This window comes from Nitrospira defluvii, from assembly GCF_905220995.1.
In the GTDB taxonomy this organism is placed as follows: Bacteria; Nitrospirota; Nitrospiria; order Nitrospirales; family Nitrospiraceae; genus Nitrospira_A; species Nitrospira_A defluvii_C.
On the sequence record NZ_CAJNBJ010000017.1, the window covers coordinates 39,121 to 54,163 of the forward strand.

Sequence of the window (15,043 nt, forward strand, 5' to 3'; positions counted from 1 at the left end):
GATGGCAGGTTCTCCCCCAGCGGTGCCGCACCCGCTTCATAATCACGTTGCCCGCGCCCTCCGCGCGCGCGCATTACTCCAACCGGGTCAGTCTGTCCTGGTGGCCGTGTCCGGTGGGCCGGATTCGGTGGCCTTGCTCTCGATTCTGCATGACCTGGCCGCGGCCTGGAAATTGTCTTTGACCGTGGTGCATGGCAACTACGGTCTGCGCGGTGTCGAGTCAGATGAGGACGCTTCATTCGTCGCGGCGCTGTGCCGCCGGCTCAATGTACCGTGCCTCGTGCGGCCGCTCCACGTTCGTAAACGTGAACCGGGGGCGTCGAGCTCGTTACAGGCACGCGCCAGGGAGTTGCGCTATCGCCTGTTCCGCGACTTGGCACAAGAGCTGCCGGTAGACCGTGTGGCACTCGGGCACACGGCGGACGATCAGGCCGAAACCGTCCTTCTACGGATGCTGCGCGGCGCAGGTTTACGGGGCCTGGCCGGAATGCCGTACACTCGTGAACGTCTTTTTGTACGACCGCTCTTGGGTGTTACCCGGCGGGAGATCCTGTCGTATCTTGCTGCGGTCGGATTGTCCTATCGGACCGATTCCAGCAATGCCAAATCTTTGTATCTTCGCAATCGTGTGCGGCAGGAGGTCCTTCCGGTACTGGAATCATTGGCTCCGGCAGCTACCCGGCTGCTTGCACGTCAGGCTGACCTTCTGCGAGCAGATGATCAGCTTCTCGATCGCCTTGCCGCACGGTGCTTGGGGCGAGTCATGCGACGAGGTGATCCGAGTACGATCGTCCTGGATCGGGCTGCATTCATTCGGCAACCGACCGCCTTGCAGCGTCGGATGCTCAGGTTGGCGATTCACGCCATGGCGCCGGTGTCAGCCGGGCCGCGGAGTGATCAGGTCCTGTCGATTCTGGCGTCGCTCGCATCCAGGCAGTCAGGGAAGGCGTGGCACGTGGGACCGGTGGTGGTGACCTGTGACCAAGGTACGGTGGGCGTCGCGTCCAGGTCTGCGCGGCCGCTCCCATTAGGAGCGAAGGGCACCCCTCCCCATGGAGGGCCGGTGCCGGATTCCGAGGTGGTCACGTGCGTGTCCCTGCCGTCGACTGTGTCCTGGCCGTCGACGGGGGAGGTGATTCGACTGCGTCCGGTCACGCAGGCACGAGGTCAGGCCCTGCTCAAACACCCGTCATCCGCTACCGCCCTGTTTGACGCGGATCACCTCCTGTTGCCTCTGACGATCCGGTCGTGGAGGCCGGGAGATTGGTTTGTTCCCGTCGGCATGGGCGGTCGACGAAAGAAATTGCAAGATTACTTCACAGATGCAAAACTGAGCCGGTCTGTGCGAGAACACATACCGTTGCTACTGTCGCAAGAACAGGTCGCGTGGATCGTTGGGCGACGCATCGATGCCAGATTCGCCGCCACCGCTTCGACAACCCGGTTCATGTTGGCCAGTGTGACAGGTCCTGTGCGTCGGAAAGGAGTTTGTTAGGAATGGAACGCATTTTTGGTCGCCCCATTGTGACGCAGGAGCAGATGCGGACTCGAATCCGTGAGCTGGGTCGGCAGATTGCGTCCGACTATGCCGGGAAGGACTTGGTGCTTGTCGGGGTCCTCAAAGGGGCCTATGCGTTTTATGCCGACCTGGCACGAGCCATCCGGATACCCATGCGTGTGGAGTTCATCGTGGTCACGAGTTATGGCGCGCGGAAGAAAACATCCGGCAAGGTCAAGCTGGTGTCAGATCTGACGGAACCGATCGCCGGGAAGGATGTCCTGCTCGTGGAAGATATCGTCGACTCGGGCCTCACCGTTCAGTATTTGATGACAACCCTGTCCCGACGCAAACCCCGCTCCTTGAAGGTCTGCACCCTGCTCAGCAAACCGGAGCGGCGCCTGGTCGAAGTGGATCTGGAGTATGTGGGGTTCAAAATCCCCAACAAGTTTGTGGTTGGGTACGGGCTCGATTATCGCCAGGAGTATCGGAACCTTCCGTACCTTGCCGCGCTCGATCAAGGCGACGAAGGGGAGCAAGAGTCTGCATGAAAGGTTGTTCCCCTCGCGGAACCTATGGTAACATTCTGCACGGTTAGCTAATTTTTTGGTCTGCCTAATATCCTCAAAGGAGAGGTGGATGAATTCACGGGTAAAGAATTTATTGTTCTGGGTCGTGGTCGGCCTGTTCATGATTCTGCTGTTCAACTTGTTCAGTGTGCCGACCCATGCGCCGGAAGACGAAGTCATATTTAGCGACTTTATGGCCAAGCTGGATAAGGGCGAGGTCATGAAGGTCACGATCAAGGCCAACCATATCAGCGCGATTTTGAAGGACCAAAGCCGGATCAGGACCTATACGGCCGAATATCCGGAGTTGGTGAAACACTTGCGTGAGAAGGATGTCCAGATCGAAGCCCGCCCGCCTGACGAAAGTCCGTGGTACATCACGTTCTTGGTGACGTGGGGACCCTTCATTCTGTTCCTCGGACTGTGGTTTTTCCTCATGCGCCAGATGCAGATCGGCGGCAACAAGGCGTTGTCCTTCGGGAAGAGCCGCGCTCGCATGCTGACGGAAGAACGCAAGAAGGTCACATTCTCGGATGTCGCCGGGATTGAAGAAGCCAAGGAAGAAGTCCTGGAGATCATTGAGTTTCTGAAGGACCCGAGAAAATTCCAAAAACTGGGCGGCCGAATCCCCAAAGGCGTCCTGATCGTAGGCCCTCCGGGAACCGGAAAGACCCTCCTGGCCAAGGCCATTGCCGGTGAAGCGGGAGTGCCGTTCTTCAGCATCAGCGGATCAGATTTCGTTGAAATGTTCGTTGGAGTCGGAGCGTCCCGGGTACGGGATCTGTTCGAACAGGGTAAAAAGCACGCGCCCTGCATCATTTTCATCGACGAGATCGACGCCGTAGGTCGGTTGCGGGGTGCGGGCCTTGGTGGCGGCCACGACGAGCGCGAGCAGACACTCAACCAACTCCTTGTGGAAATGGATGGGTTTGATACGACGGAAGGGGTCATTCTGATCGCGGCGACTAACCGGCCCGATGTTCTCGACCCGGCATTGTTGCGACCGGGTCGATTTGACCGCCAGGTGGTGGTGAATCGTCCGGACTTGCGTGGACGATCAGAAATCCTGAAAGTCCACACCAAGAAGGTTCCGCTGGCCTCAGATGTCGAACTCGAAAAAATTGCCCGGGGTACGCCGGGATTCTCAGGCGCCGACCTTGAGAATCTGGTGAACGAGGCGGCATTGTGGGCTGCCCGGCTCAATAAAAAAGAAGTCGAATTTATCGACTTCGAAATGGCCAAAGATAAAGTCCTGATGGGCGCAGAGCGGAAGAGCATGGTGCTCACCGACGAGGAGAAACGCACCACGGCGTACCATGAGGCCGGGCATGCACTCATGGCCAAGCTCCTGCCGGGGACGGATCCGGTCCATAAGGTCACGATTATCCCGCGAGGCCGGGCGCTTGGTGTGACCATGCAGCTTCCCACCGACGATCGACACAACTATTCAAAGGACTTCCTCTACAACAATCTCGCAATTCTGATGGGCGGGCGAGTAGCCGAAGAGTTGGTCCTGCACGATGTGACGACGGGAGCGGGAAATGACCTGGAACGAGCCACAGATCTTGCCAGAAAGATGGTGTGCGAGTGGGGCATGAGTGAAAAGCTGGGTCCCTTGACCTTCGGTCGCAAGGAAGAGGAAATCTTCCTTGGTCGGGAAATTGGTTCGAAACGTGACTTTAGCGAGCAGGTCGCGATCGAAATCGATCACGAAGTGAAGCGTCTGGTCACAGAGAACTATGAACGTGCAAAGCGCATCTTGACGGATAACATGACCAGCTTGAAGGCCCTTGCCGAGGCATTGCTGGAAAAGGAAGTGTTGGACGCGTTGGAGATTGATCAGATCCTGATTCAAGGATCTTCATCACAGACGGTTCCTGCCTAAGCTGTATACGACCGGCTTCGCGGGGGCCCCGAAGTGGGGTTCCTGCGAAGCAGATGGCTTTTATAGTTTCATGCCAGTGGTTGGGAAAACGTTTCGCTTCAAATTGCCCTGCGCCTTCCGTTCCCTTCCGTAGCCGGCTCACATTGTTCCAAGGCGTCCGTTCCTCGCGCTTACTCTGCGGACTCGCTGTGACCCTGACGAACACACCCTCGCATAAACCCTTTGTCCTCAAGGTCGGCTCTCAAACCCTCACCTTCGGCTCGGGCCCGCTTATCATGGGGGTCCTCAATGTGACTCCTGACTCCTTTTCTGATGGGGGCGCCTTCCTGACGGTTGATCAAGCGGTCAGCCATGCCAAGCAGATGGAGGACGAGGGGGCCGATATCATCGACCTTGGTGCGGAGTCTTCGAGGCCGGGTGCGCAGCCCATCGACGAGCATGAAGAGCTGAGCCGACTGATGCCTGTGCTGGACGCCGTGCGTCAGGCGGTGTCGCTTCCCCTGTCTGTCGATACGACGAAGGCTGCCGTGGCCCGTCGTGCGATTCAGGCCGGTGCATCTATCGTCAATGACATCTCGGCCTTGCGCGGTGATTCCTTGATGGCCGGCCTGGTGGCTGAAGCCGGGGTTGCCGTGGTGCTGATGCATATGCAAGGCACTCCGCGCACCATGCAGCGGGCGCCCCACTATGGGAACGTCGTGGACGAGGTGTGTGCCTTCCTACGGGAACGGATTCAGGCGGCACTGGGTGCCGGCATCCAGGCAAGTCAAATCATCCTTGACCCCGGCTTCGGTTTTGGTAAGCTCCAAGAGCATAACCTCCGATTGCTCGCGGAGTTCGACCTGTTCACAAGACTGGGGCATCCGGTGCTGGTCGGCGTCTCCAGGAAGCAGTTTATCGGAAACCTGGTGGACCGACCGGTGCACGAGCGGGGATATGGGACTGCCGGCGCGATAGCGGTTGCGGTTCTCAAGGGCGCCCATATCCTTCGTGTGCATGATGTCCGAGCCATGAAAGATACGGCGTCAGTCGTGTCAGCCATTTCCCGTCACGGGCGTTCTTCTGTAGAGGTACCCAATGCGTAAATTGTTTGGCACAGACGGCGTTCGTGGGGTTGCGAACCTCGAACCCATGACCAGTGAAATCGCGATGCAACTCGGGCGCGCTGCTGCCCACATTTTTATGCGGCGGGCAGGCCGGCACCAGGTGGTCATTGGAAAAGATACGCGCCTCTCCGGCTACATGCTGGAGTCCGCGCTGACCTCGGGCATCTGCTCGATGGGTGTTGATGTGCTGCTCGTCGGTCCCATGCCGACCCCGGCCATTGCGTTTCTCACGAGAAGCCTGCGGGCAGATGCGGGTGTGGTGATCTCCGCCTCACACAATCCGTATCAAGACAACGGCATTAAATTCTTCTCCAGTGAGGGTTTCAAACTGCCTGATGAGGTCGAGGCGCGCATCGAGCAGTTGATCGTCTCCGATGAGATCAAACATCTGCGGCCGACGGCGGACGCGATCGGAAAGGCGTATCGGATCGGCGATGCGGAGGGACGGTACATCGAATTTGTGAAACGGTCGGTTCCCCGAGACCTCGATTTTCAAGGAATTAAACTGGTGGTGGATTGTGCCAATGGTGCAGCGTACAAGGTCGCGCCGACGGTGCTGCGCGAACTCGGGGCGGAAATCGAAGTCATTGCCAACAGTCCCGACGGCATGAACATCAATGACAAGTGCGGCGCCGTGCATCCTGAACGACTGCAGGAGGCGGTGCGGCGCCATGGCGCGCATATCGGTATCGCGTTGGACGGTGACGCGGACCGGGCGATCTTCGTCTGCGAACAGGGTGAGATCGTTGACGGGGACCATGTCATGGCGGCACTGGGGCTCGATTTGCATGCGCAAGGACGCCTGGCCTCCCAAACCGTGGTGGGCACCGTGATGAGCAACTTTGGACTTGAGCTCGCTATGAAGCGAGCCGGCATCCAGCTCATGCGAACTCCCGTCGGCGACCGTTACCTCATGGAGCGCATGCTGGCCGACGGCTATAACTTCGGCGGAGAGCAATCGGGACATTTTATTTTTCTCGACCACAACACGACCGGTGATGGATTGATCTCCGCCTTGCAGATTCTTTCTCTGATGAAACGAACCGGCAAGCCGCTCTCGGAACTGGCGAAGGCGATGACGGCGGTGCCGCAGATTTTGCTTAATGTGAAAGTGAAGCATAAGCCGGACTTGAATCAGATCCCGGACATCCAGCAGGCGATCAAGACTGCCGAGGCCACCTTGAACGGGAGTGGCCGGGTGTTGGTGCGGTATTCCGGGACCGAAGCCCTCTTGCGAATCATGGTCGAGGGCGAAAGAGATTCCACAATTCGCGAGGTGGCCGATCACCTTGCGAGTATCGTGCGTGCTCGCATCGGCTAGCGACGGCTTCATGCCGCAGGCGCCGGATGCTGCCTTCCCTGACGATCACCTTCATTCTTGGGTTGGCTCTCGGTTCCTATTTCCACTACTTTCCCCTCACGAGTGCGATTCTGCTTACGGCCTGCGCGGTCGGCACCCTGCTTCTGGAGCAACAGGGGCGAGTCACGGCACGGCAGGGGAGCCTGTGGCTGGCCTGTCTCTGTGGTGGGTGCCTCTACTGGATGCTCTGTGGATGGTTCGTGTCGCACCGTCCGGTGCCGGATCATCCCGGCGCCTTGCCGGCTCGACTGAGCGGCACGATCGTGGACTCAGTCCGCCATGCCCCGGCGCGCCAGACGGCTTTGGTGCAGGTGACGGCCAGCGACGACCCGGACCTGGTCCCGCCGTTTCTGCTTCGTCTCACGTGGCGAGATCCCGACCGGGAGCTGCACCGCGGCCTTGAAATTCGTGTCCGCACCCGAGTGCATGCACCCACGGGAACGATCAATCCGAGAGCGTTTGACTACGCGGCCTATCTGGATCTGCAGGGGGTCGAGGCGGTCGGAACGGTGTCGGGGGCCGGCGCGGTTGAAGTGCGTGCTGCTGAAGAATCTTCGCTGTTCGCGTCCGGCTCACGATTGATTGAAGACTGGCGCAGTCGCGTGAGGAGCGCGGCTGATTCCCTCTCGCAACCCAGTCGTGGTCTGTTTCTCAGTTTAACGATCGGAGAGCAGGGATTCTTGGAGCCGGAGGTCCGGGAGTGGTTCATGACGACCGGCACGGTGCATATTCTCTCTATTTCGGGTTCCCATCTTGGGCTGATTGCGTTGTTATCCTTCGCCCTGGTCCGGAAGGCCTGCCTCCTGCTGCCGCCTACGATCCTCCTGGGGCTTTCACGATGGCTCACGCCGACCCGGCTGGCGGCTGTGCTGACAGTGCTTCCCGTGGGAGGGTACACCCTACTGGCCGGGGCTGAAACGGCGACCATCCGTTCGTCGATCATGATCATGATCGGGTTATGGACGGTTTGGCTCGGTGCGCCACAATACCTGCTCCATGCGTTGGCTGCAGCAGCCGGCCTCACCTTGTTGGTACATCCTGCCGCCCTGTATGACATTTCGTTTCAGCTCTCCTACGTCTCAGTGTGGGTCTTGGCGTTGGCGCTGCGGCGAGAGATGGAGACGGCCGAGTTGCATCCGCTCCAGCCGTCGAGGGTTGCCGGAATTGTCTTCTGGTTGCGCGAATCTCTCCGGTTGACGGCATTGGTGACGCTGGCGACTCTGCCGTTGGTGGCCTGTTACTTCAATCAGGTGTCGTGGATGGGCCTCTTTGTCAACGTGATCATGGTGCCGTTCGTCGGACTGGTCTTCCTCCCTCTCAGTCTGGTGGCGGCTTTGTGGGTGATTGCGACCCAGGCGGACGGACTTCCCGGCGCTGAAGCCATCGATCTGCTCGGGCGCTGGCTGATCGAGGGGACGCATTGGGTGGCCGGTTTGCCAGGCGGAGAATGGTTTGTGGCGGCGCCGACCGTTCCGATGATGATGCTCTTCTATCTACTGGGTTGGGTCTGGTTGTCCGGCCGGCTCGTCGCTGCCACTCCCGTGGTGAGGGGGACGGTGGTGGCCTCTCTCGTCGCGATTGTCTTGTGGTGGTTGTGGTCGCCACGTCCGTTCAATCGAGACGGGCATCTACGGGTGACGTTTCTCGATGTGGGGCAGGGGGACAGTGCGGTCATAGAATTGCCCCAGGGCGGCGTTGTGCTGATTGATGGCGGGGCAACGTATGAGCGTGTCGATATGGGGCGTAGTGTCGTGGCACCGTTTCTGTGGAATCGCGGCATTCGACGTGTGGATCACGTGATCGGCACCCATCCGCAATTGGATCATGTCGGTGGGCTGGCCTGGATTCTTGGCCATGTCCACGTCGCACACTTCTGGACGAATGGGGTCACACGACCCGAGGAGTTCTGGCGTAAGATCGAGCGGGCGCTCTTGCAACGAAACGTGTCTGCGATGGTGGCGGAGGAGGGACGGCTGATGGTTGAGGATAGTAGCTGTCGCCTGGTTGCGCTGAACCCGGCTCCCTCCCAGGCGACACGTTCCGGTGGGAAACGCGAGTCGCTGAACAATCTGTCGGTGGTCACCCAACTTTCCTGCGGAGCGCGACAGATGTTGTTCACCGGGGACGCCGAACGTGAGACGTTGTCAAGACTGGTTCAGGCTGGTTCGCTTGGGCACATCACCTTGCTCAAAGTCCCGCATCATGGCGCCAAGAGTTCGCTGGAACGTAGCTGGCTGGAGACGATTCGCCCTGAGGTGGCCGTGGTGTCCGTCGCCCGACACAATCCCTATGGGCACCCGGCCGGAGAGGTCTTGGCAGCCTACGAAGCGGTACAGGCTCGGGTGTGGCGAACGGATCGGGATGGGGCGGTGTGGGTGGATGTTGACCCGGCGCAGCAGCAACTGGCTGTGCATAGTACCAGGGAATGGACGCTTCAGCCGCTCTCCTTGTCCCAGCCCATATGGGCTATTGATCGGGACAATTGGCATCGACTGTGGCGACGGTGGAATTGGTTGTAGCGGCGTCCACTCTGGAAAACAACATCTCTGCCTGCAATTTCCACCTGCCTACTGTCAATTTTGCCGACAGCTCCTGCCAATCTCCGCCGTAAGTCTTCAATTTTATGTGAGTGCGTTGCAGCGCCGGCAAGGCATAGCCCATGCAGGCACTGGAGGTCGTTTCTACATCGTGGCAGCGGCATGAGTCTCACTGGTGTCGGTACGGCCATGGCCGGTCCGACAGAGGTGGGCGTCGGACCTTCCTCTGGGATGCATACGGATACGCAAGGCAGCGAGTCGATGGCAAAGCGATTGTTGTTTCTGGCCTCCGGACCGCCTTCTACCAGACAAGGCGGTGGAGCCTTGCGGATGTTGCATCTGCTCCGGTTTCTCGGCGGCCGGTTTCCTGTGGATGTGATCGTTCCAGTCCAGGACGCTGCAGAGGATGCCTCGCATCATGTGAGGGATGTGTCCATCGATGTGACGACAGTCCCGCTCCAAGGCCCTCGTTTACTCGATCGGTTCTGCTGGATCAGTCCCTATTCAAAGGATCGAGCCTTGACCTCGGCAGTCCAGGAGCGACTAGCCAGTGGGGCTTACGCGGCCATCCATGTCGATACGTTGTCCATGATGCCGTATGTACCAGAAGACACGGTGCTTCCAGTCGTGCTGGACCTTCGATCCCCTAGCCCGGTGAGCGAGTTTCGCAGACTGCGAGGGGGACAACAGTCAGCCAGTCGGTCGAACCAGCTGATCCATCGAGTGAAGGTCCGCTGGTTTGATCGCTGGTGTTGGCCGACGACCCACTGCGTGACGGTCGCCTCCGAAGAGGACCGTATCCGGTGTGAACGTGCCCATCCTGGGCAACGGGTGCTGGTGGTTCCGAACGGCGTCGATTGCCGGACGATCCGTCCCAAACCAGATCACGTGATGACATCACCTCTCCTGCTGTTTACCGGGGACATGGGTGCCGAGCACAATATCGAGGCCGCGGTCTGTCTGGCGACGGAGGTGTTCCCGGCGATTCGTCGGGAATTCCCCAAATCCGAACTGCGCTTGGTTGGGCGAAATCCAGACGCGCGTGTGACTCGCTTGGCCGGTCAGGGCATCGTTGTGACCGGGTCCGTGGCCGATCTCCACCTCCATTTGCGCGAAGCCTCCATCTATGTCGCCCCGTATGTCAATGGCGCAGGCACGCGTGCGAGGCTGCTGGAAGCGATGGCCACGGGTCTCCCCATCATCACTACGTCGCCGGGGATCGAAGGGATGAAGATGCAGCCGGGTCGAGATGTGTTGGTCGCCGACCAGCCGGGCGATATGATCGAATCGATTCAGACCCTGCTCGCAAGTCAACCGGATCGAGAGCGATTTGGGCAGGCGGCCCGCCACATGGCTGAGATCTGGTACGACTGGAGTCGCTGTCTTTGGCCACTGGAATCGCTCTACCAACCGCTGATTGCTCCGAGGCAGAGTCCTCCTGAGTCGACGCCGATGGCCTGCTGACGGCCGATGTCGCGGAATTCGCATGAGTCTGATGCTCTGCATGCACGCGTCTTTCCATGATGCACAGGGTGTTGTCTTGTGAGGGGCCTTCCACGTAGAATTTCCCGCCAACACGCGTCGTCGGCATGATAAAAGTCTGTGCGCATGTTGCCCTGACACGATGACGATGATTCCCCATTCCAAACCTTTCCTCGGGCAAGAAGAGATTCGCGCCGTCACCGAGGTACTGCGGTCGGGCCACATCACCGAAGGCCCGGTGGTTGCGCAATTCGAGCGGGGCATGGCCGCCTATATCGGCCTGCAGGGGGGCGTGGCTGTGAGTTCCGGCACGGTGGCGCTGGAACTGGCCTTACGTGCCTTGGGGGTCGGACACGGCGACAACGTCATTCTTCCCAGTTATGTGTGCTCGGCTCCCTGGTTGGCGGTGCAGCGTGTCGGCGCTCAGGCAAGAATCGTCGACATCGATCCGACGACCTACAATCTCGATCCGCACAAGGTCCGTAAAGCTCGCACGCCCAGGACCCGTGCCGTCATCGTCCCGCATCTGTTCGGCTTGCCTGCGGACCTGACGAGTTTGCAGTCGCTGGGCATTCCGCTGATCGAAGATTGCGCCCAGACCCTCGGTGCGATGGAGCAGGGACGTGCGGTCGGTACCGTCGGGCTACTGACGGTTTGTTCATTTTACGCCACCAAATTACTCTGTACCGGGGAAGGGGGTATGGTCCTCTCGAACGACGAGGCCTTGCTCGAACGGGTCCGCGAGCTTCGGGAATATGATCAGGCGCCCTCGCTCAATGCCGCTGCGTTCAACTGCAAGATGACGGACCTCCAGGCCGCCATCGGCGTGGTGCAGCTGAATCAAATCGGGGATTTTCTCGAGACGCGGGCCACATTGGCCGCCGTGTATCGGGAGCACCTCCCGGGAGAACTATTCGCGCTCCCGACGGTTCCGGATGGGCGGACGCATGTCTACTATCGGTTTGTCGTGCGACTCCCAAAGGGGCTCCAGTCGGCTGATGACTTTGCCGGCTACCTGTCGCGTTTGGCGCATCGGGGAGTCCATTGTCGCAAACCCGTCTTCCGACCGCTGCATCGATATCTGGAATTGCCCGATTTTCCTGCCAGCGACGAGGTCGATGCCGCCGCCATTTCCCTGCCGATTCATCCCTCGCTCAACGAAGATGCGGTAAGACAAGTCGCCCAGATTCTCCAAGAGGAACTCCGCTAAGTCGACCCGGCGTGTTGCTGTCGTGATACCATCCTCCTGGTGAACCAACTGCTCCTTTCTGCTCTTGACCCCCGCCCCTGTGATCGGCATGATGAGACGATTGTTGAAGGACACCGCTGGAATCCGGTGTCGTTTCCTCCCCCGGTGAAATTGGAGATCCCATTCATGGTGCCTACGGTCGAGTGGAAAGACGGCGTCGTTCGTCTCTTGGATCAGAGTCGCTTGCCGACGCAGGTCGAGTTTCTGGACTGCCGGGATTACCGTGCTGTGGCCCAGGCGATTCGCGAGTTGAAAGTTCGAGGCGCTCCGGCGATCGGGGTGACGGCAGCGATGGGTGTGGCACTCGGCGCGCACGGGGTGGCAGCGTCCGACTATGATGCGTTCGCCAAAGCGGTCGGTGAGATCTGTGACCACTTAGCCGCATCACGCCCTACGGCGGTTAATTTGTTTTGGGCCATTGCCCGTATGAAGCGGAAGATGGCGACACTGAAGACTCAACCAATCCCGCAGATCAAAGCCGAACTGGTCCGCGAATCACAGGCGATCCTAGACGAAGATATTGCGTTATGCAAAGCCATGGGCACAGAGGGGGCTCATGTGATCGGCGACGGTCAGACGGTGCTCACGCATTGCAATGCCGGCGCGCTGGCGACGGCCGGGTATGGGACGGCGCTGGGTGTGATCCGCGCCGCCTGGGAGCAGGGAAAGAAGATCCACGTGATCGCCGACGAAACCAGGCCCGTCCTCCAGGGCGCGCGGTTGACCGCCTGGGAACTCATGCAAGACAAGATTCCTGTGACGCTGATTACCGACAATATGGCCGGCAGCCTCATGCGTCAGGGGAAGATTCAGGTCTGCGTGGTCGGCGCGGATCGTATCGCCGCGAACGGTGATGTCGCTAACAAGATCGGCACGTACTCCGTCGCAGTCCTGGCCCGGGCGCATGGGATCCCGTTTTATGTCGCCGCGCCCTACAGCACGATCGATCTGGCCACCAAGACCGGCGCCGATATTCCTATTGAAGAACGGAACCCGCTCGAAGTGACGTCGATCCACGGGAGCCATCCTGTCGCCCCGGAGGGCGTGGCCGTCTACAATCCGGCGTTCGATGTGACCCCGGCCGAATTCGTGACCGGCATCATCACCGAGCGGGGCATCTTCAAGCCTGGGGATCTCGCCGGTGTGTTTGGGGCGGAGCGGCCGGCGGGCTAGTCCGGCCTCGCCCAGTAATGGCCTGTGTCAGAGCGGGGCGTCAGCCTCTTACCCGCAGAAGACTCTCATAGTCCTTTATCTTGCCAGCACTTCCGGCGCTTCTTTATAATGCCGCCAGTGTGTCGTGAACACTATTGTTACGATCTTTTTTAGCGAAGGAGCCTGTCGATCCATGAGTGAACGTACCCTTGCCATCATCAAGCCGGACGCCGTGAAGAAGAATGCCATCGGCGACATTATCAATCGATACGAGAAGGCGGGGTTGAAGCCGGTCGCCATGCGTCTGATGCATCTGTCCAAGACCACGGCCCAAGGCTTCTATGCGGTGCATAAGGCGCGCCCGTTCTTCGACAGCCTCTGTACCTTCATGTCGTCCGGGCCCTGTGTCGTGCTGGTGCTGGAGGGTGATAACGCCGTGAAGAAAAATCGCGAACTGATGGGGGCAACTGATCCGGCCAAGGCCGAGCAGGGAACCATCCGTGCGGCGCATGGGGCGAACATTGAATTCAACGCGGTGCACGGATCGGATGCGCCCGAGACGGCCAAGTTCGAAATCGGGTATTTCTTTCCCGAAATGGAGTTGGTCGGGTAGGCGCACGTTGAGCGCGGACTTTTTCTACCTGCTCGATGCTCGGCGGCCCGTCATGGGCCGCCGGGCTCTGTTGTCTGTCCTCGGTGCCTCCCTCCTCGTCACTCTTTTGGCTGGTTGCGCCGGCTCGCCGACAATTCCGGTCGCAACATCGACCGAGACCCCCTCTGTCGAGGCTGAGACGCGTCTCTGGTATCAAGCCAACAGCGCGTTTTCCGATGGGCGCTACTCCGCCGCCATCCATCTCTATGAACGCTATCTGACGACCTACCCGAAATCCCGTCGCGCGAACGAAGCCCATTGGGAATTGGGGCAGTCGTATGAGCAGATGGGCGAAGTGACCGGAGCGCTGAAAGAGTACCGGATATTGGCCGGTCCGGAGGGGGCCCCGGTGTCGTCACAGAGCGTCTATGCGGAGCGCGCGCTGCATCGGATCGAGGCGTTGCGGAATCAATCGACGGTGCCGGCCGGTGCCAGATCCGGTCATACCGCGCTCTATGTGTCGTTCAGCAATTTGCCCCCTATGGCGCAGGTGGAATCGTGGGTCCGGCAGCTGAGCGCCCAGGGCGTCAGCGCGATTCTCGTGGATGCCAGCTTAGAGTCCTCGTTTACCAGGCCGCCGACTCCTACGGTTGCTCCGACGAGCACTCCGTTGCCGACCCTGCCGACAGGCGCATTGTTTTCGACCTCACAGGGTCCCGTGATGACCGATTGGTTCAGCGTGCTGGTGCCGCAGGCGCATGAGGTGGGCATGTCCGTCTTTGCGGTGCTCGATCTGTTTCACGCCCCCCTGTCCGATCACCGTCAAGAATCCCGGATGCTGCTGTATGATCCGACCAGGCGCAAAGTTCATCCCTGGGCACAGTTTGATCTCCTTGCCCCGCCGGTCCAACAGGAGCTGGCGCAGCTGCTGGCCGATCTGTTGAGGAGTGGGGTCGATGGCATGGTCTTTCGCGCACGGGCAGAAAACAGTTTCGCCTATGAAGTGAGTGACGGGGTGTTGCGTCAGTTTGAAACGCAGGTGCGTCAGCCGTCGTCCGAAGTTGCGCAGGCCCTCCGCGAGCGGATGACGGTTCGCCAGGATGCGGGGGCGTTGGCCTCGGATAAAACGCTCTGGCGGTGGGTAGGGTGGAAAGCCCGCCAGGAACTCGATGTGCTGGCCAGGCTGAAGAAGTATTTGCAGAAGGCGGTTCCGCGGTTACGCATGGTATTGGAGATTCACCCCGAGGCCTTGTCGAATCCGACGTCGGCCTTGGTGAACTATGGCGAAGACGCCGCCGAAGCGCGCCGCCGGGGGTTTGATCTCTTGTTGGGTGGGCCCTCTCGTGAGGCGTCGGATGTGCGGGCCTTCGGCGGGGCGTTCAAGGGGTGGAGCCGTGATGTGATTCAATCCGAGAAGGGGGAGCCGCAAACGCTGCCGCAAGGCTGGGTGTTGCTACGGACGCCGGCTGAGCACGGCGGCGGCATGTTCACGGGGTTGGCTCAGCAGGCGGATGAATTGCGGACGCCGGACATTCGCCATTTGGTGTTTGTGCCGGAGGCGGCGCCGGCCGTTCCTTGACAAAGAATTGCTCAGCTTTTACGATCGCGCCTCC

At 59.9% G+C, this 15,043-nt stretch carries 11 protein-coding genes; all 11 read left to right on the forward strand.

All coding sequences use genetic code 11. From position 1 onward, the window contains the following. The first annotated feature begins 1 nt into the window (after nt 1). The 11 genes from tilS (at nt 2) to KJA79_RS15365 (ending at nt 15,009) form a co-directional block, all read left to right on the forward strand. Nucleotides 2-1,495, forward strand: a complete 1,494-nt coding sequence (gene tilS, locus KJA79_RS15315) for a tRNA lysidine(34) synthetase TilS (protein WP_213042939.1) — start codon at nt 2-4, stop codon at nt 1,493-1,495. 2 nt (nt 1,496-1,497) lie between these two features. Next, nucleotides 1,498-2,049, forward strand: coding sequence for a hypoxanthine phosphoribosyltransferase (gene hpt / locus KJA79_RS15320; protein ID WP_213042940.1), 552 nt, complete (start codon nt 1,498-1,500; stop codon nt 2,047-2,049). 88 nt (nt 2,050-2,137) lie between these two features. Further along, nucleotides 2,138-3,952 (forward strand): ATP-dependent zinc metalloprotease FtsH, encoded by a 1,815-nt coding sequence (ftsH, locus tag KJA79_RS15325; protein WP_213042941.1) that lies wholly within the window; start codon nt 2,138-2,140, stop codon nt 3,950-3,952. Nucleotides 3,953-4,227: 275 nt separating this feature from the next. Next, nucleotides 4,228-5,037 (forward strand): dihydropteroate synthase, encoded by an 810-nt coding sequence (gene folP, locus KJA79_RS15330; RefSeq protein ID WP_213042942.1) that lies wholly within the window; start codon nt 4,228-4,230, stop codon nt 5,035-5,037. Next, nucleotides 5,030-6,379 (forward strand): phosphoglucosamine mutase, encoded by a 1,350-nt coding sequence (gene glmM, locus KJA79_RS15335; protein ID WP_213042943.1) that lies wholly within the window; start codon nt 5,030-5,032, stop codon nt 6,377-6,379. Before folP ends, glmM begins: the two co-directional genes overlap by 8 nt. Before the next feature lie 26 nt (nt 6,380-6,405). After that, nucleotides 6,406-8,937, forward strand: a complete 2,532-nt coding sequence (locus tag KJA79_RS15340; protein ID WP_213042944.1) for a DNA internalization-related competence protein ComEC/Rec2 — start codon at nt 6,406-6,408, stop codon at nt 8,935-8,937. 180 nt (nt 8,938-9,117) lie between these two features. Next, nucleotides 9,118-10,419, forward strand: a complete 1,302-nt coding sequence (locus KJA79_RS15345; RefSeq protein ID WP_213042945.1) for a glycosyltransferase family 4 protein — start codon at nt 9,118-9,120, stop codon at nt 10,417-10,419. A gap of 160 nt (nt 10,420-10,579) precedes the next feature. Next, complete coding sequence (locus tag KJA79_RS15350) at nt 10,580-11,647, forward strand: DegT/DnrJ/EryC1/StrS family aminotransferase (RefSeq protein ID WP_213042946.1); 1,068 nt, start codon at nt 10,580-10,582, stop codon at nt 11,645-11,647. A gap of 165 nt (nt 11,648-11,812) precedes the next feature. After that, the gene (mtnA, locus tag KJA79_RS15355) at nt 11,813-12,859 is read left to right on the forward strand and encodes an S-methyl-5-thioribose-1-phosphate isomerase (protein ID WP_213043578.1); all 1,047 of its coding nucleotides are present in this window, start codon (nt 11,813-11,815) and stop codon (nt 12,857-12,859) included. 172 nt (nt 12,860-13,031) lie between these two features. Beyond that, complete coding sequence (gene ndk, locus KJA79_RS15360) at nt 13,032-13,451, forward strand: nucleoside-diphosphate kinase (protein WP_213042947.1); 420 nt, start codon at nt 13,032-13,034, stop codon at nt 13,449-13,451. A 7-nt stretch (nt 13,452-13,458) separates the two neighbouring features. After that, the gene (locus KJA79_RS15365; RefSeq protein WP_213042948.1) at nt 13,459-15,009 is read left to right on the forward strand and encodes a tol-pal system YbgF family protein; all 1,551 of its coding nucleotides are present in this window, start codon (nt 13,459-13,461) and stop codon (nt 15,007-15,009) included. Nucleotides 15,010-15,043 lie beyond the last annotated feature (34 nt).

Coding starts and splice junctions, on each gene's coding strand:
- tilS (WP_213042939.1), top strand. CDS start 2: ATGGCAGGTTCTCCCCCAGCGGTGCCGCACCCGCTTCATAATCACGTT.
- hpt (WP_213042940.1), top strand. CDS start 1,498: ATGGAACGCATTTTTGGTCGCCCCATTGTGACGCAGGAGCAGATGCGG.
- ftsH (WP_213042941.1), top strand. CDS start 2,138: ATGAATTCACGGGTAAAGAATTTATTGTTCTGGGTCGTGGTCGGCCTG.
- folP (WP_213042942.1), top strand. CDS start 4,228: ATGGGGGTCCTCAATGTGACTCCTGACTCCTTTTCTGATGGGGGCGCC.
- glmM (WP_213042943.1), top strand. CDS start 5,030: ATGCGTAAATTGTTTGGCACAGACGGCGTTCGTGGGGTTGCGAACCTC.
- KJA79_RS15340 (WP_213042944.1), top strand. CDS start 6,406: ATGCTGCCTTCCCTGACGATCACCTTCATTCTTGGGTTGGCTCTCGGT.
- KJA79_RS15345 (WP_213042945.1), top strand. CDS start 9,118: ATGAGTCTCACTGGTGTCGGTACGGCCATGGCCGGTCCGACAGAGGTG.
- KJA79_RS15350 (WP_213042946.1), top strand. CDS start 10,580: ATGACGATGATTCCCCATTCCAAACCTTTCCTCGGGCAAGAAGAGATT.
- mtnA (WP_213043578.1), top strand. CDS start 11,813: ATGGTGCCTACGGTCGAGTGGAAAGACGGCGTCGTTCGTCTCTTGGAT.
- ndk (WP_213042947.1), top strand. CDS start 13,032: ATGAGTGAACGTACCCTTGCCATCATCAAGCCGGACGCCGTGAAGAAG.